The sequence below is a fragment of the Micromonospora sp. CA-263727 genome, assembly GCF_050942455.1.
Taxonomy (GTDB): domain Bacteria; phylum Actinomycetota; class Actinomycetes; order Mycobacteriales; family Micromonosporaceae; genus Micromonospora.
Genome location: NZ_CP192031.1, coordinates 749,809 through 772,421 on the forward strand (window position 1 = coordinate 749,809; position 22,613 = coordinate 772,421).

Consider the following 22,613-nt stretch of genomic DNA (forward strand, 5'->3'; position numbering starts at 1 on the left):
GCCGGTTCGTCGGCGGAGGGGCTGTGGCGCAGACCGGTAGCGCACCTCGTTCGCATCGAGGGGGTCAGGGGTTCAAATCCCCTCAGCTCCACCACGAAGCAGCAGGTCAAAGGCGGGTTCTCGGATGATCGAAAATCCGCCCTTGATCATTTGTCATCACCTTGTCACCCGGACTGATCCTCAGTGAGCAGCACGAGATGACACGGGTCCGCACAAGATGTGATGTAGCTCGCGTCGCCGGTGACGGACGGAGCCACAGTTGGTGGCATTCGTCGTGCCATGCAAGCCAGCGGGAAGCCGGTGGGCCGCCGCAGAACGACAAGGCCCTTGACCCGGTTGGGTGGGTCATGCCAGCGGGTCGCGGTAGCGCCGTTCGACTGTGGCGACGCCTCCCGTGTCCCGGTTGCCGAGATCCTTGAGGATGATCGGCGCTGGTTCTCGCGGCAGCTTGGCTCGTGAGCCGTCCCGTTCGATTGCGGTGAACCGGAAGTCCAGGGTGTGAGTGTCGGTGACGTTGCCAACCAGATCACGCATCTCGAAGAGGCATTGCACACCGAACGGTGGACCTTGCCCCATGACGGCAAGCATGTGTCCGATCGTGCCCTCGTAGCGCCAGCGAAAGCGCAAGGGGTGTGAGTCGTGGGACGGTTTGAGGAGCCAGACGTCGGGCCAAGGGTTGTCGCTGCTGTCTGTGAACCGTCCGCTGGTCTTCTTGGCGTTCGTCACCAGGACCGCGTTCGGGCCGAAGTTGTAGAAGTCAATCGACACGATGACGAACAGCTTCAGGTGGTCGAAGCTCTCTCGCTCTACGTAAAGGGGCAGGGTGTGAATGACCTTCTCGTCCACGTCTTCGAGATGTCGGTGAAGGTGTTCACCTTGTACCGACACCGAGACCTGGGGCGCTGATGCGTCGTACCTGGCGTACACGCTCTCCAGCAACGCTCGCCGAGCTGCGTCGCGCGCCTCCTCGGCGTGCTCGGCCTGCCGCGCGGCTTCCTCACGCTGCCGTTTCAGCGCCGCCTTGTTCTGCTCCAACTCCTCCCGCTGCGTTGCCACCTGCTCCGTGAGTGTGAGCACCTGACGGCGACCCAGCAGCATCAATTCAAAGGTCAACGCGGTGTAGCCAACCGCAGCCATCGCGGTAAGGGCCAGCGACAGCGCTTCCGGGCGACCCTGAAGCGGCCGGAAGGCCAGAAAGAACGTTGCAGCGGTTACAAGAGCCTCTACGAGCCACCGAGGCACGTGCCGCAGGAGGGGTGGCGGGTTCACGCCGGGCAGTCTCCCATTCTTGAGGTGAGCCCTACTCGTGACGCGCCATAACTGGCTCTGGAACAGCGCCGCGGCTTCCTCCTTGGCCGGGTTGCCGATCGTCAGTCGCTTTATTTGTTCAACGCCTAGCCGTCCGAATTTTAGGCGGCGGGGCGACCGGCGTGCTTCCGGCAGGCGACGTATCCTGGACCTCAGTAAGAGGACCGGCTTGCTCAGCCGGAACTGTGGGGCGAGCACTTCCGGTAGATCCCGCCGGACACCTCACACGCGGCGTTCGGTGGGCAGTCCGTGTAGGGCGGGCCAGGCGCCGACGTAGCCCAGGGATCGATCACCGAGGTCGCGTGGGCGGCCGAGGTGCGAGTCGCCCCATGCGTAACCGAGGGTGCGGGCCGACGGAGGAACCGTCATGGCCCGATCCACACCAATGGACCACGAGTCCGCTGACCGCATCAGCGCGGCGGCCGACCGCGACCCGAGTTCGCCGACCGTGACGAGCGGCTTCGATGAGCGGGCGCAGGAAGCGGCTGGCCGCAACGAGGCGGAAGATCCGTACGACTACGACGACTACGACATCGAGTAGACGGAGCGAAGTGCCCACCATCCGCCGCGGAGTGGCGGGCACTCGGGCGGCAATACCGACTAAGTGCGGTATCATTACGAGTCGCGTCGGGGCGATGCTGCTGGTGCCCGACGTCAAGACCTCGGGAGAGACCTCATGACAACGCGCGTGACAAGCCACCTCGACGGGGCCCGCCGCCTCGGTGGTTGGCCTGGTGACCCGCTCGCTGCCGCAGACCTCGGTGAGGTGTGGCTGCACCTGCCGACCGGGGCCGCCGGCCTGATCGGGATCCGTCCCCACTACGACAACGGCCCGGTCCCGGCCCGCGGGTTCAGGTTGCTGGAGGCGACCACGCCGGTACCGCTACCGGCCGGGCATCCCTTCGCCCGGCGGACGACGGCCGAGGTGGAGGCCGTGTTGCGGGCGGAGGGCTGGCGCGTCATCAGCAGCGCCGACGCCGCCACCCGGCTTCGCGCCGCCGGGTACCGGCTCGGCACCCGCCGGGCCGCCGGGCACCTGCTCTACGACGATGACGCCGACGAGACCACCTGGCGGGAGCACTGCTCCGGCTACTGCGTCAAGGCGTTCACCGCGCCGATCCACCCCCCGCCCGGCCAGCCCCCGGCGCGCTGAGCGGCGTCAACCGGTGCGTGCGGTCAGGGCGACCCGCCGGACGCCGCTGGGAAGGGAAATCCGAGCACCGTACACCAGCCGCGTTACCCGTAGCGCTGCCGATAACCCGTAGCTCTCACGATGAGCCGGATGACCACCCACCATTGGTGCCCCATCCGGTCCGTAACCGCAGGCGGTCCCGGTCGGTGGAGGCAACCCACCGGCCGGGACCTTGATCGGACAACGGAGGTCCGACCATGACAGACCTTACGGCTTCGACGTCGCCGTTCCCTCAGCCCCGGATTCGCCACCTGCCGCCAGGGTCGGTGCCGACGCGCGCGGTGCTGGAAGGCACGGTGACGCGATGAGCGCCGACCTGACCGACCTGGCCAGGGCCGACCGGCGGGTCGCCCGTGAGCTGGCGACCGCTGAGCGGGAACGGCTGGCCGGCGCGCAGCGGATCGCGGACGAGGACGCGGCGGTGCAGCGACGCCTGCGCGAGCAGGAAGGGCGGCTGCGCCTGGATGACCAGCGCGATCGGCAGAAGGCTGACCGCGCCGAGCGTCGCCGCAAGGGGCGCGAGGACAAGCGCGAGGCGAGGCGCAAGCGGCGGCAGGCCCGCCGGCAGGACACGGCGGCCTGGTACGCGCGTCGCGTCGAGTACGTCCGGGCCAACGCCGCCTCGGTCTACTCCGGCGTGATCTACGGCCTCGCCGTGGCCGGCGCTGTTTATGGGCAGGTCGACGCTGCCAGGATCAACGGTCTGCCCACGCCGATCGGCGTCGTGGCGGCGGTCGCCATCGAGGGCACGGGCCTGGCGATGGCCCTGACCGCGCAGCAGCAGCGACTCGCCGGGGAGCGGGCGCTCGCAGCGCGGGCGCTGATCTGGATCTGCACGGCGGCGGCGGTCGCGATCAACGCCATCGGCCACCACACCGACCCGGTCAAGGCGGTCGGGCTGTCGTTCCTCTCGGCGCTCGGCATCATCGTCTACGAGGTCCGTAGCGGAGCCAAGCACAGGCCGACGCTGCGGGACCGGGGCATGCTGCCGCCACCGCCGCAGCGGTTCGGCTGGCGGCGGTGGCTGGTGGACCTCCCTACGACCGCCACGGCTTGGCGGCTGGACGTGCTGGACCGGCTGAGCCCCGGCGCGGCTGCCCTGGTCGCTCGTGCCGAAGCCATGAGGCGGGAGCGCCGTCGGCGCGCTGCCGTCGAGCGTGACCGGGAACAGCGGGAGGCGCTCGCGGCAGACGTGCGGAAGCAGGCGCGCACCGCTGCCCGCCGGGCTGCTCGTGCCGGGGAGGCGGGCAAGGCGCTCACGCTGCTGCTGCACCTCGCCCAGACCGGCACCTCGGTACCGTCACCGGCACTGCCGGGGCCGGCGCGCAAGGAGAGGGAAACGGCGCGGGAGGCTGCCCGCCTGGCCCGTGCGGCGCTGGCGGAAGCGGAAGCGCGGCTGGCCGCAGAAGCGACACGACGCGTTCAGGCGGAAGCGGAAATCCGGGCGGCTCGGCAGGCGGCGGAAGCGGAAGCAGCGCGGCGAGCGGAAGCAGCCGAGCAGGCGCACCGAGCGACGCGGCGGGCGGAGCACGAAGCTGTCCTGCGGGCGGCGGCCGAGGAAGCAGCAGCGACTGCCCGAGCGGAAGCGGAGCAGGCGGCCCGGGGCCGGGGGCAGGCGGAAGCGGAAGCTCAGCAGTGGCGCCGGCGCGGCGAGCTGGCGGAAACGGAGGTCGCCAACGTCCGGCTCAAGGGCAGGGAGCAGGCGCGGGTACAGAAGGACCTGGAGGTGCGGGCGGCAACCGCCGAGCGTGCCCTCGCTGACGAACAGCAGCGCCGCGAGGCCGTGGAGGAGCAGCTCCGCGGGCTCATGGAGCGGATGTCGCCGCGCCGTCGCCGGACGTCGGCGAACGCGCCAGCGGGCGAGCCGCTGATGTTCGACGGGCGGCCGGTGCCGCAGGTCGACCGGGTCAGTCCGGCCACCGTCCTGGCGGTGCTCGAAGCGCACCGGGATCACCCGGAGGCGAAGCAGCAGGAGTTGGCGAGCTTGGTGGGCGTCACCGACCGGACGGTCCGGAGCGTGCTTTCTGCGGCATCGCGGCGAGAACTCGCTACCGCCGGCACCTGATCTGCCAGCCCCCGTAATTCGGCAACGCCTCCCGGGCTCCGGGAGGCGTTGCCCGTACTCACACCGAGCGGCGGGTGCCATCGCCCGCCCGCACGGCCCCGTTCGACCTCAACTCGATCAGCCGCGCGGCCGACGCTAGGGCCGAGCCTCGCCGGGCGGCTGCGGATGCTTCTTGCGCCAGCTCAGGTATCTGAAGGACGGCGCGATGCGGATTGAGGTGGTGCTTCCGGAAGCAACGGAAGCAACCGGTGACCTTACTGCCGGTACAGTGACCCTCACCCGCGACCGGAGTCGCCCGGCTGCGGCGAGCGGAAGCGTAAACGGGCTGCCTGGCGGGCGACGCCGGGGCACATCGGGACGTGAACGCAGGGGGACGAGTGGAGCTACGGGTGGTCAACGACCGCCTCTGCACGAACCGTCGCGGAGCCGCGGAGTACCTCAACCGGAGCCTGGAGACCATCAACCGGGTCGCCTCACCCAAGCATCGTCCTACCACCGGCTGGCGCGAGCCGGTTGACGTGGTAGACGGCCAGGAGTGGCACGCGCTTGACGACCTCGACGCGTTTAACGCCTCATACTTCCAAGCCAAACGGACCGTCCGGATGGCGAGAGTGCACCAGGTCAGCCTGGAGGGCGACCCAGACGAGCTGATCAACGCCAAGGAATTCCGCGCCTTGATCCGAGTCACCCACGGAGCCTGGTCCAAGTACGTCCAAAAGAGCAGCCCGGCCTGGGAGGAAGACCGGGACGGCTACCTGATCAAGCCAGATCTGGAAGAGCCCGGCCGTCGCGGAATCATCCGCTCCTGGAAGCGTCACCGGGTCGAAAGCTGGATCAACAACCGCCCTGGATCGGCGGCGAGCACCGGCCGGCCGAAACAGGACGCGCAACCGGACGCCGGAAGATGAGCCCGAGCTGCCCGTAACACCGCGGCTGGCTGGGGTGACAGGCAGCCTGCCCGGCCGCGCTACGCCCAGCGCAGGACAACGCAGGGGTAGCCCTGGCGCCACCCCGTCATCGGCACCGTCGCTGTTCTTACAGTGCCGCCGCCCCGAAAGGGTGATCGGCTCGATGAGCTGGCGGACGGTGGTTCACGTCGGCTGCTCGGGGCTTGGAGGCTCCTGGCGCTGGGTCCTTCCCGTGCGGGCTGCTTCCTCGGTGCGCAGAAGGTCATTGATGATTGTGGCTATCCCTGCCCGGGTGGCGGGGGTTAGTCGGAGCATGGATCGGGCCAAGACGCGCACCTCCCGGAACTTTTCGGCGAGTTCGTCCTCGTCGCCGAGGAGGTATCCGACGGTTACGTCGAAGAAGGTGGCGAGGGCCTGAAGTGTCTTGGTCGTTGGGTTGGGGTTGGGTGAGCGTAGGAGGCGTTTGATGCCTTCGGCGCTGATGCGGTGGCCGCTGTCGGTGAGCGCGCTGGCGACTTCCTTCTCGGTGTAGGGGCCTCTGCCCGGCGGGGCGGTTTGGAACAGCTCGCGGAGTCTGGTGGCGAGCAGGCTCGGGTCTGCCGGGTCAGCAGGTGCGGTGTCCTTCGGTGTCATGGCGTCCCCCAACTGCAACTATAGTTGGCTAGATCCAAACTGTAGTTGACGCCTTTCGGTGGGTCGTGCTTAGCTCTCCGTACGCCCGCAACTTCAGTTGTTGATTCTGCAACTGAAGTTGTGTGGAGCGTAGCGGATCGGAGTACCGCTAGCCAGATGGGATCCGGTCCGCGGTGGCAGCGGTGGTGCCGCTGTCGCCAGGGGCCTGCTCGTGACGGTCAGCGGCCAGGTCGTGGCAGTAACGGGGGACCGACCAGCGTCCGGCGTGATGCCGGCGGTGGTTTGTGCTGTGCGACTCGCTTCGGGGGAGGCGTCCATGCTGATCGCATCGACTGGCGGGCCCGACCGCTTCGCGGATCCCGGCTCGCCGAGGCCGGCGTCCGGGATCCGCGAAGCCGGATTGTCGAGCGGGGTGATGTCACCGCCGCCAGTACCTCCCGCCATCAAGGAACGGGCGACGACGCCGCTGGTGCAGGGTCTGTGGTGGAAGGCGCAGGGAGCCGAGCCGTCGGAGATTCCTCGGGAGTTTGGCGCGGGCTCCCAAGTGGAGTCACTGTGGCTGCGGGCTGCGGGGTTGCGTCCTGGATGCCCGTTGGTGTGCTTGTCGTCTGCTGATGGGGGTGTCGGCCGGTCGACGCTGACCGCGGCGGTGGGTGCGGTGTTGGCGTTGGCCGTGCCCGGGCCGGTGGTCGCGGTCGATGCGAGTTTGCGGGCGTGGGGTGGGCTGGAGCATCGGGTACCGCGGCGGAGTGCGGCGACGGTGTGGGATGCCGTGTCGGCGGGGGAAGCGCTGAGCAGACCGCCGGTGGTGGAGCGGCTGACGCAGCTTGGCCCGACGGGTCTGCGTGTCCTGGTGGGCGAGAGCACGATGACGAGTGCCCGGCGTCCGCCGTCGTGGCCGGAGTTGTTCGCCGTCGTCGGGTATCTGCGGTCGGTTTACGCCCTTGCTGTGCTGGACCTTCGGGCGGCGGATGTCGCGCCGGTGTGGCGGGCGCTGGCGTGGGCGACCGCGCCGGTCCTGGTCAGTCGGGCGAGTGTGGATTCGTTGCAGCACACGATGCGGCTGCTGGCGCAGTTGCAGGCGGTGGGGTTGCGCGAGGTGGTGGACCGCACGGTAGTGGTCGTCATGGCGGCATCGCCGTCCACAGCCCGTGAGGTGCGGGCGGTCGAGCAGTTGGCGAGGCAGACGGTTGCTCATCTGGTGCGAGTGCCGTACGACCCGGCGCTGGCGCGTCCGGAGTCCCTTGATCCGAGATCGATGAGCAAGGCCACGCGGTCGGCGCTGGTCGACGTCGCGGCGGCGATTGTGGATCGCTGCCCGGTCGATCTCCGGCCGGACAGCAGCGCCGCCGACGAGGCGGCAACCGACGGGGGGAGCAAGCCGTGATAGTGGAATGGACGGCGGCGGTGCTGACGGCGCAGGCGCCGGCGGTGGTGGGCCTTCTGGCTGCGCCGGATCCGACCCCCGCCCCGAGCGGTGGCGGATTCGACTTCGACCGCATTCGTCCCGACCCTGGTGCGGTTCCGCGAGCAGACCTGTTCTACACGTTGGTCAACGCGTCCCTGTTCCTCGGGGTGGTGGCCGCGGTGGCGGGGCTCGCGGCGGGCGCGATCGCGTTCGGGGTGGGCCCGATCTTCGGCGCGCACATCATCTCTGACCGGGGCAAGTCGATGATGTGGAAGGCAGGGCTCGTCGCGATCGTGATCGGTTCGGTCACGACCATCATCAGCTTCCTCCTTCTCGAAATCTGAGGGGTGGACGGTATGCGAGGAACTGCGTTCAAGTCCACTGCTGCCCGCCGTGGGCGGCGGATGGTGCTGCCGGTGGTTGCCGTGGCCGTCGTGGCGTTCGCTGTCGGACGGGTCAGCGCACCGGCATCGGAGGTGCCGCCCTCTGCGCCCGGCGTGCGGGTCTCCGGCGGGGTGCCGGTCGGCTTCAGCGGTACTGCGCGGGGTGGTGGTGATGCCGCCGCGGCGTATGTGGTGAGCCTGTCGGCGACCGTCACCCGGTCGGATGTGGAACGGCAGACGGTGATCGGAGAGGTGATGGCCGATGGTGTGCCGGCCGCCGCGTTGGTCGGTGAGGCGCCGACGCCGGCAAATGGGGTCACCATCGTCCAGGCGGTGGTGACCCGGGTCTGGGTGCCGAACGAGGATCTGGACGCGCGCCTGCTTGATGGGGCGGAGGTGGAGGCGCACCTGCTGGTGTGCGCGCTCAGCGGCGCGGCGATCGGTGGTGGCGCCATCGATCCGGAGGGGGGCTTGGCGGGCGGCTGGTACGTCCAGAACCTGCGGGTGCGGTGGAGCGCCGGTCGTTGGCAGATCGTCGCCGCGCAGCGGGCGGTGCCGGTGCCGCCGCCTGACCTGCGCGGGACACAGCGCGACGGCGGACCCCGTGACATGCAGCCCTTGGTCGATGTGCTGGGCACTCGGTCGTGGGTGCCAGGGACGGTGTGACGCTCATGCCGCGCCTCAGCCGGCTGTTCGTGCTCGCTGTCCTGGCGGCCACGGTCGCCGTGGTCGTGCCGAGCGGCGCCGCTGCGGCGCCCACGCCCCAGCCGTCCGCGTCGTCGGAGTCGTGCCCGACCCCGCCGGTGGAGCGGCCGGTGCTGGGAGGAGAGTCGAATCCCCAGGTCAACTGGTGCCTGCCGTGGGTGCGGTGGCAGGCCGGGACCGGCTGGCTCACCGACTGCGGCAGGGCGGCCAGCGCGGTGGATCAGGAGCACTGCGACGCGGTGTCGCTGACGGTGCAGTCCCCACCACCGGACGGTGTGCTGTCGGTGCTCGACGACCGGTTGCCTCCGGACGGCAGCATGCCGGTGCGGTGCGAACGGTTCGGTGACCGCGCGGGTGAGGATCCGGCGAATGCCGGCCGCTGGTGGGCGAAGCAGTCCCGCTGTGAAGCGCTGCGTGATGTCATCGCCGGCTTCTCGTCGCTACGGGTCAGCGTGTGCGGCACGTTCGATGTTGCCTGCCAGGTGGCTGAGCAGGCGAGGGATGTCGCTCGGACGGGGTTCGAGGGTTTGGCGGACATCGCGGTGGCGGGTTTCGCGTGGGCGTTGGGCAAGCTCGCGACGCTGGTGTTCGAGGAGACCAGCGTGGTGGCCGACGAGCCGTTCTACGGCGTCTACAACGACGTCTCCGGCGTGTTGATCATCGTGGTGCTGGTGTTCTTCGTGTTCTCGACCGCCATCAACGGGCTGAGGCTCAACGGTCCTGGGCCGTTGTCGTCGTTGGGTGGTCTGGTGCGCGCGATGTTCGGGATCGCGTTCGCCGGTGGGATCGCGTTTCTGCTGATGGCGGCGTGGGATGAGGCCACGGTGGCGTTGATTCGCCGCAACCAGCAGCGGGACTGGCAGCCGAGCATGTGGGTGGAGGCACTCAACGCCCTTACCGGGGACACCGGGACGGTGCTGTTCGCGTTCCTGGTGTCGATCGTGGGCGTGTTCGGCCTGGTGCTGGTGTTCCTCATGCTGCTGTTCCGGTCGCTGCTGGCCGCTGGCGCGGCGGTGGTGGGGGCGATGGCGATGACCGGTCAGGTGATGCAGGAGACCCGCGGCTGGGGACGGAAGTGGTTCTGGACCTGCAACGCGCTGGCGTCGTCGAAGTTCTTCATCGCCGCGTTCTGGATCTACGGCACGCGCAGCAGCTACGAGTCCGATCACGTGATCAACGTCCTGCGGGGGCTGTTCATCATCGTGCTGATGGTGATCGCGCCGTGGATTCTGCTGCGGCTGATGAGCATGTGGGACGGCTACCTCGCCGACATCGACGCCCGGAGTCTCGCGATGTCGGCGGCGACCGCGGTGGGGCTCGACGCTGCCGCGCAGCGGCTGACCAACCCAGCTGGTGGTGGGGATGATGCGGCGGCGGTGATGCGCGGCAACGCCGACGCCATCCCCACCACCCCAACCACTCCGCAGCAGTCGACCGAACGCGGCGCCGCCCGGTCTGAGGCGCTGCAGGCGTTGGAAGGCCACGACGACGGACGGGTGGGCGAGCTGGCAGACGATCCCGGCACGCCCGGCGGCGGCCAGGACGGCGGGGAGAACGCGCAGGAAGCCGACGGCGTCGAACGCGACTCCCGCACCGCGCAGGGCGACGTAGCGCGAGGGCAGCTCACCGTGCCGGGTGACGCGACCGGTCAACAGGGCGCGCTACCGGTCGTGCCCGCCGCCGGTCCCGGCCAATCGGGGCCGCCGGGCAGTGGCCGACCTGCCGGGGAGCCGTCCGCCGGTGAAGGGCCGGGCCCATCCGGGCCGGCACCGCCGAGGGGTCCGGCACCTGCTGGCCCCGCCGTGGGTGGCGCATCGGCCGGAGGGGCAGCCGCTGGCGGTGCGGCGGCGGAGATTCCGATTGTTCCGTTGTAGGCGAGAGGACACGGGGATGCAGTTCCATTTTCCGCCGCGCTCGACTCGCGGCTCGGTGCTCGGTTTCAGCTGGGGACAGATCGGCACGGTCGTCGCCGGCGTGATCAGCCTCGTCGTCGCGGCGAACCTGTACGCCGCGGGCCGGTCGGCCGCGGCGGCGGGAATGCTGCTGGCGGCGTTGCTGCTGGTCACGCTCGGGTTGCTGCGGGTGCGGGGTCGGCGGGTCACCGAGTGGCTGCCGATCGCCGTCGGGGCGTTGGTGCAGCGCGCTGCGCGGCAGGACCGCTACCGGGGTGGCCCGCTCGCCGACGGGCCGGGGGTGCAGCACCTGCATCTGCCTGGCCCGGCGGCCGGTTACCGGTGGCTGCCCGCGGTCGCCGCGGACGGGCTGACCGAGATCGGGTTGCTGCACCACCGGCGGGAACGCACGGTGACCGCGGCGCTGTCGTGTGCGGGCAGCAACCTGGTGTTGGCGGACACGTCGGTGCAGCAGCAGCGGTTGACCGGGTGGGCGGACGTGCTCAACCTGCTCGGCACCGAGTACGCCGACGCCGGCCTGACCCGCTGGTCGCTGATGGCGCGGGCGGTGCCGGACACCGCCACGTCGGCGCAGCGGTACCTCGCCCAGCGGGCGGTGGCCGCCGGCACGGCCGCGTATCGGTCGTTGGCGGAGTTGACCGCCGCGGCGGCGCCGTCGACACAACGGCATGAGGTGTTCCTGGTGGCGGTGTTCGACCTTCGCAAGATGTCGGCGGAGGTCAGCGATGCCGGGGGCACGGACGCCGCCGCCGCGACGGTGGTGCTGGACAAGCTGGTCGGGATCGAGGCGGCGGTGCGGGAGGCCGGTATCGACACCGCCGGCTGGTTGAGCCCGAGGATGTACGCGTCGGTGCTGCGCACTCAGGTCGATCCGCAGGACCAGCCGTTCGTCGACATGCGCGCCGGTCCGGAGCCGGTGCTCGCCCCGCACACGGCGGGTCCGGTGGCCGCCGAGACCGTGGGCTGGTCCGCCTACCGGCACGATTCCGGGTTCTCGCAGACGCTGTGGGTGTATGACATGCCCCGACAGCCGGTGTCGGCGACGTGGATGACGGCGCTGTTCACGCGCACGGTCGGCCGGCGCACGGTGACGCTGGTCGCCGAGCCGGTGCCGGCGCAGCTCGCTGCCCTGGCGACGCGGCGGGACAAGGTCGCCCGTGCCGGTGACGCGCTGACCAAGCAGCGGATGCGGCTGGTCCGCACGGCCCGGGAGGACGAGGAGGCCCGCGCGGTCGAGCAGATCGACCGGGAACAGGCGGCCGGGCATGTCCGCTACCGGTACGCGATCCTCGTGACCGTCACCGCCAGCAGCGAGGAGCAGCTGCGGCACGACGTGCGGACGGTCCGGCGGGTGCTGGGTCGTACCGGCTGCCAGGCGGTCGTGCTCTACGGCGAGCAGGACCAGGGCTTCGTGGCGGGGGCGTTGCCGTTGGCGCGCGGGCTCAAACCCTTGCGGGGGTGGTTCGCGTGAGCCGGGTGCGGCGCGAAGGAGCATGGTCGCAGCGCCTGGCTGACGCGGCGGTCCAGCGGGACCTGGCCAGGGCGCAGGCCGCCCTGGCACGCGAGCAACGGGGCCTGCGGCGGTGGTCGGATCGGCTGCTCGGCCCACCCGCCGTCGATCGGCGGGGCGCGTACGGGCGGGCCGCGGGGCGGGTGTACTGGCGGCTGGGCCTGCCGCCGCTGGTCACCACGAGCGCGCAGTTGTGCTCGGTGTACCCGTTCGTCGCGGACCCGGGGCTGGGCGTCGACGGGCCGCTGATCGGACAAGAGGTCTACTCCCGCTCGGGTTTCGTGTTCTCCATCCACGAGCTGTACCGGGCGGGGGTGCTCAGCGCCCCTAACGCGGTGGTGACGGGGGAGATCGGCAGCGGGAAGTCGTCGCTGCTCAAGAGCATCGCGTTTCGTGGTGTCCCGTTCGGGACGCGCTACTACGCCGTGGATGTCAAAGGCGAGTACGACACCCTCGCCGCCGCCACCGGTATCCGTCCGGTCCGGGTCGGCCCTGGCGGCGGGGTAGTGATGAATCCCCTGGCGGGCATTCGCCGCCAGGCGGGGCAGAGCGAGGCGCAGTGGTTGCAGGTGCAGCGGGCCCGCCGGCTGCTGCTGTTGGAAGGGCTGCTGGAGATCCAGCTCGGCGGGCCGTTGAGTGAGGCGGAACGCTCGCTGATCGAGTACGCCCTCGACGCGGTTGCCCGCGGCGACGACGGCACCAGCCCCGACCGGATGGCCGTGCCGAACCTGTCGCGGGTGCTGACCGCGATGGGCGACCCCGGCCTGTGGGCGTATCGGCTGGCCGGGGTGCACTACCCGGTCGAGCAGTTCGTGGTGGACAGCCGGCGGGTGCGGTTGGCGTTGGAGCGGCTGATCACCGGTGTGCTCGGCGGGATCTTCGACGCGCCGGACGCCGAGAGCCTGTCGGTGGACTTCGAGCAGCCGGGCGCGATCCTCGACCTGCGGGCGGTCCGGGCGTCGGACGCGATGACGGCGATGGCGATGACCTGCGCCCAGTCGTGGCTGGAGGCGGAGCTGACGCGCCCGGACGCGCCGCCGCGGGTGTGCCTGTATGACGAGTTCGCCCTGATCGCCCGGCATCTGGGACTGATCCGGCGGATGCGGGAGCAGTTGAAGCTCGCCCGCGCGCTCGGCATGGCGAACATCCTGGCGTTTCACCGGTTCAGTGACCTCGCGGCCAGCGGCAGCGCCGATTCGGAGCAGGTCCGCATCGCCCGGGGGCTGATCGAGGACACCGGTGTGCGGGTGTCGTACCGGCAGGCCGCCGGCTCACTGGAGGCGGCCCGCGAGTTCCTCGCGACGACGGACGTGGAAACCGACCTGCTGTCGCGCCTGCGCCGAGGGATCGGGCTGTGGAAGATCGGCCTGCGCTCCTACGTGGTCAAACACCAGATCTCCGCCGTCGAGCGGGAGTTGGTCGACACCGACAGCCGCATGCGCCAGACGCAGGGACCTGCCGGCCAGACGGCGCCGCCAGCAGCGCCGGCTGCCGTGGGGGAGGCCCAGTGATGGCCCGATCTTTGATGTCTCCGGGGCATCGACTGCCCCGACGTGGGGTGGCGCGCGCCGACATCACCGCCCGGCTGACCCTGCTCGGCCTGGCCGTGCTGCTGGTCATGCTGTGCACGGGCACGCTGTGGCTGGCCGGGCAGGTCGGCGGGCTGCTCGCCCACCGGCGGTGGCCTGACAGCAGCCCCGCCGACGCCCCCGGCATCGCCCTCAGGCTGGTCACCACGCTGGGCGACCCGGCCGCAGCGTGGCCGCAGGCCGCCCGCGACGCGCTGCCGCCGACGCCGGTGCTGTACGGGCTGTGGCTGATCCTGCTGTGTGGCCTCGTCGGCGGCGTTGGTGTGCCGGCGCTGCGGATCGCCCGTCGCCAGGTGCGTCGGCGAGGCTTCGCCGGCCGCCGGGACCTGGACCAGGTGGTGACCGCCGCGGCGGTGCTGAGGCGGGTCGACGTGCTGCGGCCGGGCCTGACCATCCGTCCCACCGACAGCCCGCAGACGGTGGCGGTCAAGCAGCGGCGTCGGGCCGATCCGCTGGAGGTGGGCCGCTTCCTGGGCCGGCACGCGCTCACCGGCGAGCCACTATATCTGGCCAACGAGTACACCGAACTCCTGGCGGGGGCGGCGCGGTTCGCCAACAAGACGTCCCGCTACATCATTCCGCGCGTCGCGGACGCCCGGGGCGCGGTCATCTCCACCTCGACCCGGCTGGACGTCGCCGCCGTCACCTACGGCCTGCGCGCCGAGATCGGCCCCACCTGGATCTTCGAGCCGCAGGGACAGGTGCCCGGCGTGCCGCGGCTGCGGTGGTCACCGATCGAGGGCGCCGACGACCCGGACGTCGCCGCGCTGCGGGCCAAGGGCTTCGCCGCCGGCGCCGGCCTCAAGGGCAACGTCGAGAACGGCCAGTATTTCCAGGATCAAGCGGCGTCGATCATCCGCGGGCTGCTGCACGCCGCCGCCCTGGACGAGCGGGCGACGATGATCGACGTCGCGAGCTGGGCGGCGAACCCGGTCGACCCTCGTCCGGATCGGATTTTGCGCCACCACGGGCAGACGGTGTGGGCCGACCGGCTCGCCTTCCACCGCGAATCCACCGGCCGCAGCCGCGACGCCATCCAGTCCGTGGTGTTCGGCGCGCTCGACCCGTTCAGCAACCCGCGGATCCTGCACGCCTGCTCCCCACCCCGGGGGCAGCAGTTCCAGCCGGAGCCGTGGCTCGCCGAGTCCGGCACGCTGTACCTCGTCGGCACCCGCAGCGGCCAGTCGCTGATCGCACCGCTGTTCGCCGCGATCGCCGAGGACATCATCTACCGCGCCCTGCACGCCTCGTTCACCGCGCCGGGCGGCCGGATCGAGCCGTGCCTGTACCTGGTGGGCGACGAGATCACCAACATCGCGCCGCTGCCGTCGCTGCCCGCGCTGGCCTCGGAAGGCGGCGGCTCGGGGATCGCGGTGTCGATCGCCTGCCAGAACACCCACCAGTTGGAGGAACGGTGGGGACGCGACGGCGGTCAGGCGCTGCGCGACGGCGCGAACGCCCGGTTCGTCATGGGCGGCACCCAAGACGTCAACGCGCTCAAAGACGCCCAGGCCCTGCTGGGGCAGGTGCAGGAGCTGACCTCGGCGGCGAGCTGGGGCGGTGGCCGGGCCAGCGTGCAGGAACAGACCCGGCGGGAGAACCTGATCGACCTCGCCGAACTCCGCACGCTACCCACCGGGCATGCCCTGCTGCTGCTGGGCAACATGCCGCCCGTCGAGGTCGTGCAGCCCGCCTGGTGGCAGCGCCCGGACGCCGACCGCTTCCACACCGCGCAGGCCGCGTTCACCGCCCGTCTGGAAAGGGCCAGCTGATGTCGCAACGGACCTTCGCCTTCGAGCTGCCTGAGGACGCGACCGAACAGCAGCGGGCCACCATCGAGCTGGCCGAACTCATCGACTCCCTGCGTGGGTCCGTCGAGCACCTCGCTGAGGCGCACGCCGCGCTCGTCGACCGCGTCGACGCCCTCGACACGACGACCGGCTGGATACCGGCACGGCACTGCTGGCGGGAGCTTGACCCCGACGCCGCCACCGAGCTGTGGGCGTGGCTGATCGCCTGGACGGGATGGCTGGTCGACCGGTACGGCCTGGCCCAGGACCTCGGCCCCTGCTGGCCGGCCCACCCGGCGTTGCTGGAGGAGCTGACCGCCGTCTGCGTGGCCTGGCACCACGCCTACTCCCGCAAGGCGGATCCAGACGCGCCGCTGCGCTGGCACGAGGCGCTGCACCGGGCCCGGCAGCGGTGGCAGCAGTGGGACTACACCCGCTGCCGTCACGGCCAGCACAGCCCGGCCAACCCGGAGACCGTCTGGGCCGACTCCTTTCCGGGCGAGGCCGCCGACCAGGCGGTCAGCGACGACATCACCGCACGGTCGGCCACCAACGGGCCGGCCCCGGCCACAGGGGGTAACCGATGACCCACCCCGCAGAGATCACCAACGTGTGGGACTGGCAGCGATTCGAGACCGCGATCACGGGACTGCGCGACGGGATCACCCGTCTCGACGCCTACATCGCCGGCATCCACGACACCCGCAACGACTGGCGCGACGACACGAGGGAGAGGCAGCAATGGACGGACATCGACGAGATGGCGCGACGGGAAACGGAACTCGACTGGGCCAGCGACGGCCACCTCGACGGCCGGTACCACCGCGCCGTCGACGACTGACCGCACGCTCCCTCGACACCTTCCAGCGTGTCGGCGACAGCCTGGAGCAACTGCGTCACGACATCGACGGGCTCATCGACAGTGCCGCGGGTCGGCCCGACATTGACGTTCGGGGCGAGCTGGTGGACGTGCACCACCACCTACGGCTGCTGGGGCAGCACCTCAACACCGCCTTGGCCGCCACGGCACCGCCAGCATTGTCGCGGGAGCTGCCGTGGGCCAGCCAGTGAGGATGCGACAGGCAATCACGGTGGCGATCAGCCTGCTGCTGGCCGCGTGTGGCGCTCCGACCGCGACCCCGTCGTCCGGGCCGCCGCTCGGATCCGGCCTGCCTGCGGCCACGTCCGGCAGCGGCGCCCGGCAGCAGGCGGCGACGCTGCCGGCCGATCCCGACGGGGTCGGACCCTCCGCGACGGCCCGCCCGGACGAGGCGGCGGTGGATGCCGCGACGCGGTTCGTGCGGGCGTGGGCACGACCACACCTGCCGGCCCGGCGATGGCTGGCGGACCTGCGGCCCCTCGCCGTCGCGGCGTACGCGGACCTGCTCGCCACCGTCGACCCGGCCAACGTTGCGGCCCGCCACGTCACCGGCGGGGCCCGCGTCGCTCTGGCGATCGACGGCCGGGTCGATGTCGACGTGCCCACCGATGCCGGGCTGCTGCGCGTGTCGGTGCTGCGCGCAGGATCCCGATGGTTGGTCGCCACGATCACACCCTCACCCGATGAGGTCGGGGATGAGTAGCAGGCGGGTGGGGCTCGGCGTGGCGGTTGCCGCAGCGCTGCTGCTGTGTGGGCTGCCGGTCGCGGTCGTGGTGACCGCGACCCCGGCCGGCGGCGCGTGCCTGCCGCCCGGCCCGCCCGCCGCGACCGTCAGCGGTGCCGTGCCCGAGCCGGTGGGGCGGTGGGACACCGAGCAGGTCGGTAACGCCGCCATCATCGTCGCGGTTGGCCGAGACCGGCAGGCGCCACCACGTGGCTGGGTCATCGCCGTGGCCACCGCGATGGTCGAATCAAGCCTGCGGAACCTGCCCGGCGGTGACCGTGACTCGCTGGGCCTGTTTCAACAGCGGCCCAGCCAAGGGTGGGGAACCCCGGCGCAGATCCTCGACCCGGTGTACGCGTCCACGAAGTTTTACGACAAACTCGAAGCGATCGACGGATGGCAGCAGCTGCCGCTGACCGTCGCCGCCCAGCGGGTCCAAATCTCCGCCTTCCCGGACCGGTACGGGCAGTTTGAACACGACGCCGAGCAGGTCGTCGCTGCGGTCGCCGGAGCAGCCGCGATCACCGACCTGCCCGGCGCCAGCCTGACCATCTGCCCCGCCCCCGCTGCCATCGCCGCGTCCGGATGGACGGTGCCGCTGCGCGCACCAGTGGGTAGCGGCTACGGGCCGCGTGACGGCCGGCTGCACGCCGGGGTGGACATGGCCGCACCCCGCAACACGGTGATTCGTGCCGCCTCGGCCGGCACCGTGATCTGGGCCGGCTGTGACCTCAGCACCGGCAACTGCGACATCGATGGCAGCCCTCACACCAGGGGCTGCGGCTGGTTCGTCGACCTCATCCACGCCGGCGGCTTCGGTACCCGCTACTGCCACCTGATCCGACGGCCCGTCGTCGCCGAAGGCGACACGGTGCAGGCGGGCCAGCCGATCGGCGAGGTCGGCACCAGCGGCCACTCCTTCGGCCCGCACCTGCACTTCCAAACCCATGAGGGCGTCTGTGTGGGGTCACGGTGCGACCTGAGCAACACCAACTCCGTCGACCCGCAGCCGTTCATGCAGGCCCGCGGCGCAGGCCTGGAAGGACGGTGATGCCGCAGCCCACCAATACGTGACCGCGACAACTCTCACGGGGGAGAGAGACGTGAACAAGCACCACAAGACCCTGCCACGCCGACGCGGACGACACAGCCCTGCCGAGCCGACAGCAGAGCCACCCCGGCAGGACGCCGGGCAGGTGGGTCAACGCCGCAACCGCCGGCCCATTCGCCGGCCGAGGTGGATCCGATGAGCGCCGCGATGCCGCGGCGGCCACGGCAGATCGCCGGCATCTACCGTCCACCGGTCACCAACAAAACGCCGCCGCCACCGCCGCGACCGGGGCCACTGGCGCAGCTGTTCCGTACGGCCAACACCATCCGCGCGCACCTCGAACACATCGTGTTGCACGAGGAGGGCATGAGCTGGACCACCTACGACGTCCTGGTGCTCATCTGCGCCCGCCGCGTGGTCGACACCCGCACCGCCGCCGTCGAGATCGGCATCGCCAAAGCCACCCTCACCAACACCGTCGGACACCTCGTCGACCGTAACCTCGTCCGCCGTAACCTCCACGACAACGACCGCCGCCGCGTCGTGCTCCGCCCCACCCCCGACGGGATCGACCTCGCCCGCCGTGTCCAGGGCCGCGTCGACGCCGAGCAGACCCGGCTGCTTGCCGCCGCCGGCATCTCCTCCGGCGACGGCCTCGCGCGGGCACTACGGCAACTCGCCACCACCTCACGAGCCCACAAGACGCTCCATGCTCAGGCGGGAGCGAGACGATGAGCGGCCAGATCGGCGTTGCCCGCGGCACCGCCCTGTACGTCGGCGCGGTACTCGGACCCGGAGTCCTCGTGCTGCCCGCGCTGGCCGCCGACGCTGCGGGGCCCGCATCCGTCCTGGCATGGGCGATCCTGATCGCCGTGTCAGCGCCGGTCGCCGCGGCGTTCGCCGCGCTCGGCATGCGCTACCCCGACAGCGGGGGAGTAGCCACCTACACCCGACAGGCGTTCGGACCAACGGCCGGCACCATCGTCGGCTGGTGGTTCTACGCCGCCGTACCCATCGGCATGGTGGCCGGTGCCCTGGCCGGCGGACGGTACGCCGCGGCGGCGCTCGGATTCGGCCCCACCTGGGCAGCCGGGATCGCCGCCGCGTTGCTCATCGCGGCGTACACGCTCAACCTGTTCGGCCTGCACCTGTCCGGACGCATCCACCTGATGTTGACCGCCGGACTCGTCGTCCTGCTCGCCACCGTGATCGCCGTATCGCTACCCCGAGTCGCGATGGACAATTTCACACCGTTCGCCCCGCATGGCTTCGCTGGTGTCGGCAGCGCCGCCGTGGTGCTCTTCGTCGCCGTGTGCGGGTGGGAAGCCGCGGTGAACCTCGCGCCGGCATTCACCCGGCCCCGACGGCAGATGCCGATCGTCGCCGCCGCCAGCCTGAGCATCATCACGCTGCTCTACATCGGTCTGGCAGTCACCACGATCGGGGTACTCGGCCCCAAGGCGGCAGACACCGGTGTGCCGCTGATCCGGCTGGTCAACAGCACCAGCGGCGTCGGCGCGAGCGTGGTCACTGCCGCGTGTGCCCTGCTGCTCACGTTCGGGGCGACGTTCACGTTCATCGCCGCGGCAGCTCACGGCGGAGCCGCGCTGGCCCGCGACAGAGCCCTCCCCAGATGGCTGGCCGCAACCAGCCGAGCCAACGTGCCGCGGCGCAGTCTCGGCGTGCAGGGCGCCGCCGCAGCGATCGTCGCGACAGCGACCGGCATCGTGCCTCTCGACATCGACCTGTTGATGCGCGCGTTCGCCGTCCTGATGGCGTCGGTCAGCGTCATCGGACTCGCCGCCGCCGCCCGGCTACTGACGTCAAGGACTATCCGCGCCGGTGCTGTCATCGCCATCGTGGTTGTCGGCGCCGTAGCGGCGCTCGGCGGCCAGATGCTTGCCCTACCGGCAGCGCTCGGGGCGATCGCAGCGGCCTGGCAGCACCGGCAACCGCCCGGCCGTCGGATCACTCCGACTCTGGCTACGCCAAAGGCCAGGGGCCACGCGATTCGCAAGGGGCCTACCAGGCCCCGCTCATCGCATCAAGCTGGCGCGAGAGTCGCCGCCGACCGCGCTGCGACCCGGCGGTGATAACCGCGGCGGTCGCCGGCAGCTTCCCCGGCGGGCGACCGCCGCCCCAACCAAGGTCACCTGGCCCACCAGACGGATCCCCTACCTCAACAAGGAGACGGGATGACCCGCACCGTACTCAACGGACCTGACGACAACTCCCGGCTCGGCGGCCTGCTGCGCCGACTCGCCGGCACAGCCAGCACGAACATCGGCTTCCCCGCCGCAGTCGACATCGACTACCGCAAGCTCGCTCCCTTCCTCGGCCACCTGCTCAACAACGCCGGCGACCCCGACATCGACCCCATCCATCCCCACCACACCAAGGAGTTCGAGCGCGAGGTCCTGGCCTTCTTCGCCAACCTTTTCCGCGCTCCCGAACCGTGGGCTGGGTACGTGACCAGCGGCGGCAGCGAAAGCAACCTGGCGGCCCTGCAACTGGCCCGCAGCCGCTACCCCGACGGCATCGTCGTCCACTCCACCGCCGCCCACTACAGCATTCCCAAAGCCGCCCACCTGCTCGGGCTGTCCACGATCGTCGTCAACGCCCAGCCTAACGGGGAAATCGACTACGACGAACTCGCCTGCCACGCCGAGCTGCACCGCCGTCGCCCGATCATCGTCGTCGCCAACATCGGCACCACCCTCACGGAAGCCGTCGATGACGTCATCTACATCCAAGACCTCCTCGCGGACGTCGGCGTCCACGACCGATACCTCCACAGCGACGCCGCGCTGTCCGGCATACCGCTGGCCCTGACCGACGATCCGCCGGGCTTCGACCTGACCCACGGCGCAGACAGCATCTGTATCAGCGGCCACAAGTTCCTCGGCACGCCGATGCCGTGTGGAGTCCTCATCGCCCGACACCACAACACCGATCACCTGCCCAACGCCGTTCCGGCATACATCGGAAGCCCTGACACCACCATCACCGGCTCCCGCAACGGTTTCGCTTCCCTGATGCTGTGGCTGGTGCTCCACGAACTGGGCCGCCCGGGACTACGCGAGCGGGCGCAGTACGGACAAGAGTTGGCCCAGTACGCCCACCAACGCCTCCAGGACATCGGGTGGCCGAGCTGGCGCCACCCACACGCGCTGACCGTGGTCCTGCGGACCCCACCTGCATCGGTCCTTTCGCGATGGCCGTTGCCGAGCATGGACGGCCGCAGCCACATCGTCTGTATGCCGGGCGTCAGCCATTCCCAGGTCGACCAACTCGCTGCGGCCCTCGCGGAGAAAGGCAAGCAGATGTCCCGGCCATCTGAGTTGGACAGGTCCACGCACCCGGCATGCGCCACCAGGGTAGGCATTCCTTAGCCCTGGCGGGAGCGTCCTGCGTCGTCGTCATCGATCACTGGTCCGGCGGTGTCGGTTCTCGCCGCGGGCCCGCGACCGCGTGCGCCCAGATAGAGCCCTGATCGGCGCATCCAGCACATACTTGGCGCGATCGATCCGCCCGGGATCACGCGATACGATCATCACCAGTGCGGCAATGACGAAGATCAGCGCGTGCGCGACCGGTCGGGCTCGGACCAGCCCTACCAGGATGATGAGCCCAGGCGAGAGTTGTACGAGCGAGGCGAACATGCGTGACTCCGGCTCGATCGAGCCGGCCACGGCCCGGCTAAAGCGGCTATGAGTCAACAGATGCGCGCAGGCATCACCGAATCGCGTAGCCTTGGCCGCTACGTCGCCTGCCGGATCCGGGCCATGGTCCATCGGATTGCCGGCGCATCGTCGGTAGCGATGCTGTCGCGAGTACGAGCCCCTCGCGCAGGGCGTGTACGTAGCGTACCTGACGCCGCTCGATCGAACGGGGTGACGGCCTATGGCTCGCACGCGGTGGAGGGCTTCGGCTGCTTGCAGAGCCGGGCCTGCTGCTCCAGGTCTTGAGGGAGATTTCGCCGCCTGAGATTGCCGCCCCCCGTTACCCCGGGCAACCGACGCCCAGGTACCGCGCCGTTACGCCACCTGGAATGTCACCCTGCGGCAGCGCGCACGGCACCAGCGTCACGTTCGACCGGTACATGGTCGCCCGCGGGCAAAATCTCGGCGCGCAACCCATCGTCTTGTCCGTACCGCTTGCCGGTCGCGTGCCCGCCCTCGTCCGCGAACGCTGCCGCCACCTCGTCAGCGGCGACGCCGCGACGACCTACTGGCTGTTCCCCGGGGAACCCAGGGCCCCGGCAAAGTTGCGACGCATGTCCGACTTGGGGTTAGTCTCGGCCGCTCCGCCCCGCGAAGCGGCCCTAATCGGGAGGAAGTTGGTCTACTTCCGAGTTAGGTTGCTGGGCGCGCCCGAGCGTGAGGTGTAGGGCAGGACGTAGGAGCAGCAGGGGCCTTTGGCACCTTTCTTGTGAACCGTTTCGGCTGGTCCAGGCGACGTCGCCGTCTTCGACGTTGCGCACGACGGCACGCACCCCGATCGCCCGAATGCGTCGACGGTAGGGTTCGTGTCAGCCTGAAGGATTTCGCATTG

At 70.5% G+C, this 22,613-nt stretch carries 22 protein-coding genes and 1 tRNA gene; 19 read left to right on the forward strand and 4 right to left on the reverse strand.

The window, feature by feature from the left end:
* Positions 1-17: 17 nt before the first annotated feature.
* Positions 18-94: transfer RNA gene (locus ACQPYA_RS03580), tRNA-Ala, on the forward strand.
* Between the two features lie 251 nt (positions 95-345).
* Here ACQPYA_RS03580 and ACQPYA_RS03585 read toward each other — a convergent pair.
* Complete coding sequence (locus ACQPYA_RS03585; protein WP_433531202.1) at positions 346-1,269, reverse strand: hypothetical protein; 924 nt, start codon at positions 1,267-1,269, stop codon at positions 346-348.
* 261 nt (positions 1,270-1,530) lie between these two features.
* Positions 1,531-1,677, reverse strand: coding sequence for a hypothetical protein (locus tag ACQPYA_RS03590; protein WP_433531203.1), 147 nt, complete (start codon positions 1,675-1,677; stop codon positions 1,531-1,533).
* On the opposite strand from ACQPYA_RS03590, the gene ACQPYA_RS03595 reads away from it, so the two are divergent.
* The 4 genes from ACQPYA_RS03595 to ACQPYA_RS03610 all read left to right on the forward strand — a co-directional run bounded on the left by ACQPYA_RS03595 (position 1,676) and on the right by ACQPYA_RS03610 (position 5,473).
* Positions 1,676-1,849 carry a hypothetical protein gene (locus ACQPYA_RS03595; protein ID WP_433531204.1) on the forward strand — a complete coding sequence of 58 codons (174 nt, stop codon included), beginning with the start codon at positions 1,676-1,678 and terminating at the stop codon, positions 1,847-1,849. The two genes, ACQPYA_RS03590 and ACQPYA_RS03595, sit on opposite strands and share 2 nt — an antisense overlap.
* Positions 1,850-1,984: 135 nt before the next feature.
* Positions 1,985-2,461 carry a hypothetical protein gene (locus tag ACQPYA_RS03600; RefSeq protein WP_433531205.1) on the forward strand — a complete coding sequence of 159 codons (477 nt, stop codon included), beginning with the start codon at positions 1,985-1,987 and terminating at the stop codon, positions 2,459-2,461.
* Positions 2,462-2,804: 343 nt separating this feature from the next.
* Positions 2,805-4,565, forward strand: coding sequence for a DUF2637 domain-containing protein (locus tag ACQPYA_RS03605; RefSeq protein ID WP_433531206.1), 1,761 nt, complete (start codon positions 2,805-2,807; stop codon positions 4,563-4,565).
* A 389-nt stretch (positions 4,566-4,954) separates the two neighbouring features.
* The gene (locus tag ACQPYA_RS03610; protein WP_433531207.1) at positions 4,955-5,473 is read left to right on the forward strand and encodes a hypothetical protein; all 519 of its coding nucleotides are present in this window, start codon (positions 4,955-4,957) and stop codon (positions 5,471-5,473) included.
* 183 nt (positions 5,474-5,656) lie between these two features.
* On the opposite strand, the gene ACQPYA_RS03615 is transcribed toward ACQPYA_RS03610, so the two are convergent.
* Positions 5,657-6,106 (reverse strand): hypothetical protein, encoded by a 450-nt coding sequence (locus ACQPYA_RS03615; protein WP_433531208.1) that lies wholly within the window; start codon positions 6,104-6,106, stop codon positions 5,657-5,659.
* Between the two features lie 316 nt (positions 6,107-6,422).
* Here ACQPYA_RS03615 and ACQPYA_RS03620 point away from each other — a divergent pair, with 316 nt between their 5' ends.
* The 14 genes from ACQPYA_RS03620 to ACQPYA_RS03685 all read left to right on the forward strand — a co-directional run bounded on the left by ACQPYA_RS03620 (position 6,423) and on the right by ACQPYA_RS03685 (position 21,451).
* On the forward strand, positions 6,423-7,493 hold the full coding sequence (locus tag ACQPYA_RS03620; protein WP_433531209.1) for a MinD/ParA family ATP-binding protein: 1,071 nt from the start codon (positions 6,423-6,425) through the stop codon (positions 7,491-7,493).
* Positions 7,490-7,858: a hypothetical protein gene (locus tag ACQPYA_RS03625; RefSeq protein WP_433531210.1), complete on the forward strand. Its 369-nt coding sequence runs from the start codon at positions 7,490-7,492 to the stop codon at positions 7,856-7,858. The genes ACQPYA_RS03620 and ACQPYA_RS03625 overlap by 4 nt, the downstream gene beginning before the upstream one ends.
* 12 nt (positions 7,859-7,870) lie before the next feature.
* Positions 7,871-8,563 (forward strand): hypothetical protein, encoded by a 693-nt coding sequence (locus ACQPYA_RS03630; protein ID WP_433531211.1) that lies wholly within the window; start codon positions 7,871-7,873, stop codon positions 8,561-8,563.
* Between the two features lie 314 nt (positions 8,564-8,877).
* Entirely contained in the window at positions 8,878-10,476 is a 1,599-nt protein-coding gene (locus ACQPYA_RS03635; RefSeq protein ID WP_433531212.1) for a hypothetical protein, read from the forward strand.
* A gap of 16 nt (positions 10,477-10,492) precedes the next feature.
* Positions 10,493-11,986 carry an SCO6880 family protein gene (locus ACQPYA_RS03640; RefSeq protein WP_433531213.1) on the forward strand — a complete coding sequence of 498 codons (1,494 nt, stop codon included), beginning with the start codon at positions 10,493-10,495 and terminating at the stop codon, positions 11,984-11,986.
* On the forward strand, positions 11,983-13,536 hold the full coding sequence (locus ACQPYA_RS03645) for a hypothetical protein (RefSeq protein WP_433531214.1): 1,554 nt from the start codon (positions 11,983-11,985) through the stop codon (positions 13,534-13,536). Before ACQPYA_RS03640 ends, ACQPYA_RS03645 begins: the two co-directional genes overlap by 4 nt.
* Positions 13,536-15,386, forward strand: coding sequence for a type IV secretory system conjugative DNA transfer family protein (locus ACQPYA_RS03650; protein ID WP_433531215.1), 1,851 nt, complete (start codon positions 13,536-13,538; stop codon positions 15,384-15,386). Before ACQPYA_RS03645 ends, ACQPYA_RS03650 begins: the two co-directional genes overlap by 1 nt.
* Complete coding sequence (locus ACQPYA_RS03655; RefSeq protein WP_433531216.1) at positions 15,386-15,991, forward strand: hypothetical protein; 606 nt, start codon at positions 15,386-15,388, stop codon at positions 15,989-15,991. The genes ACQPYA_RS03650 and ACQPYA_RS03655 overlap by 1 nt, the downstream gene beginning before the upstream one ends.
* Entirely contained in the window at positions 15,988-16,245 is a 258-nt protein-coding gene (locus ACQPYA_RS03660) for a hypothetical protein (RefSeq protein ID WP_433531217.1), read from the forward strand. The genes ACQPYA_RS03655 and ACQPYA_RS03660 overlap by 4 nt, the downstream gene beginning before the upstream one ends.
* 232 nt (positions 16,246-16,477) lie before the next feature.
* Positions 16,478-16,987, forward strand: coding sequence for a hypothetical protein (locus ACQPYA_RS03665; RefSeq protein ID WP_433531218.1), 510 nt, complete (start codon positions 16,478-16,480; stop codon positions 16,985-16,987).
* Entirely contained in the window at positions 16,980-18,059 is a 1,080-nt protein-coding gene (locus ACQPYA_RS03670) for a M23 family metallopeptidase (RefSeq protein WP_433531219.1), read from the forward strand. Before ACQPYA_RS03665 ends, ACQPYA_RS03670 begins: the two co-directional genes overlap by 8 nt.
* A 195-nt stretch (positions 18,060-18,254) precedes the next feature.
* Positions 18,255-18,794 (forward strand): MarR family winged helix-turn-helix transcriptional regulator, encoded by a 540-nt coding sequence (locus ACQPYA_RS03675; protein WP_433531220.1) that lies wholly within the window; start codon positions 18,255-18,257, stop codon positions 18,792-18,794.
* A complete protein-coding gene (locus tag ACQPYA_RS03680) occupies positions 18,791-20,152 on the forward strand; it encodes an APC family permease (RefSeq protein ID WP_433531221.1) in 1,362 nt (453 codons plus the stop codon). The genes ACQPYA_RS03675 and ACQPYA_RS03680 overlap by 4 nt, the downstream gene beginning before the upstream one ends.
* Before the next feature lie 102 nt (positions 20,153-20,254).
* Positions 20,255-21,451, forward strand: coding sequence for a histidine decarboxylase (locus ACQPYA_RS03685; RefSeq protein WP_433531222.1), 1,197 nt, complete (start codon positions 20,255-20,257; stop codon positions 21,449-21,451).
* Between the two features lie 27 nt (positions 21,452-21,478).
* On the opposite strand, the gene ACQPYA_RS03690 is transcribed toward ACQPYA_RS03685, so the two are convergent.
* Positions 21,479-21,721, reverse strand: coding sequence for a hypothetical protein (locus ACQPYA_RS03690; RefSeq protein ID WP_433531223.1), 243 nt, complete (start codon positions 21,719-21,721; stop codon positions 21,479-21,481).
* Positions 21,722-22,613: the final 892 nt, after the last annotated feature.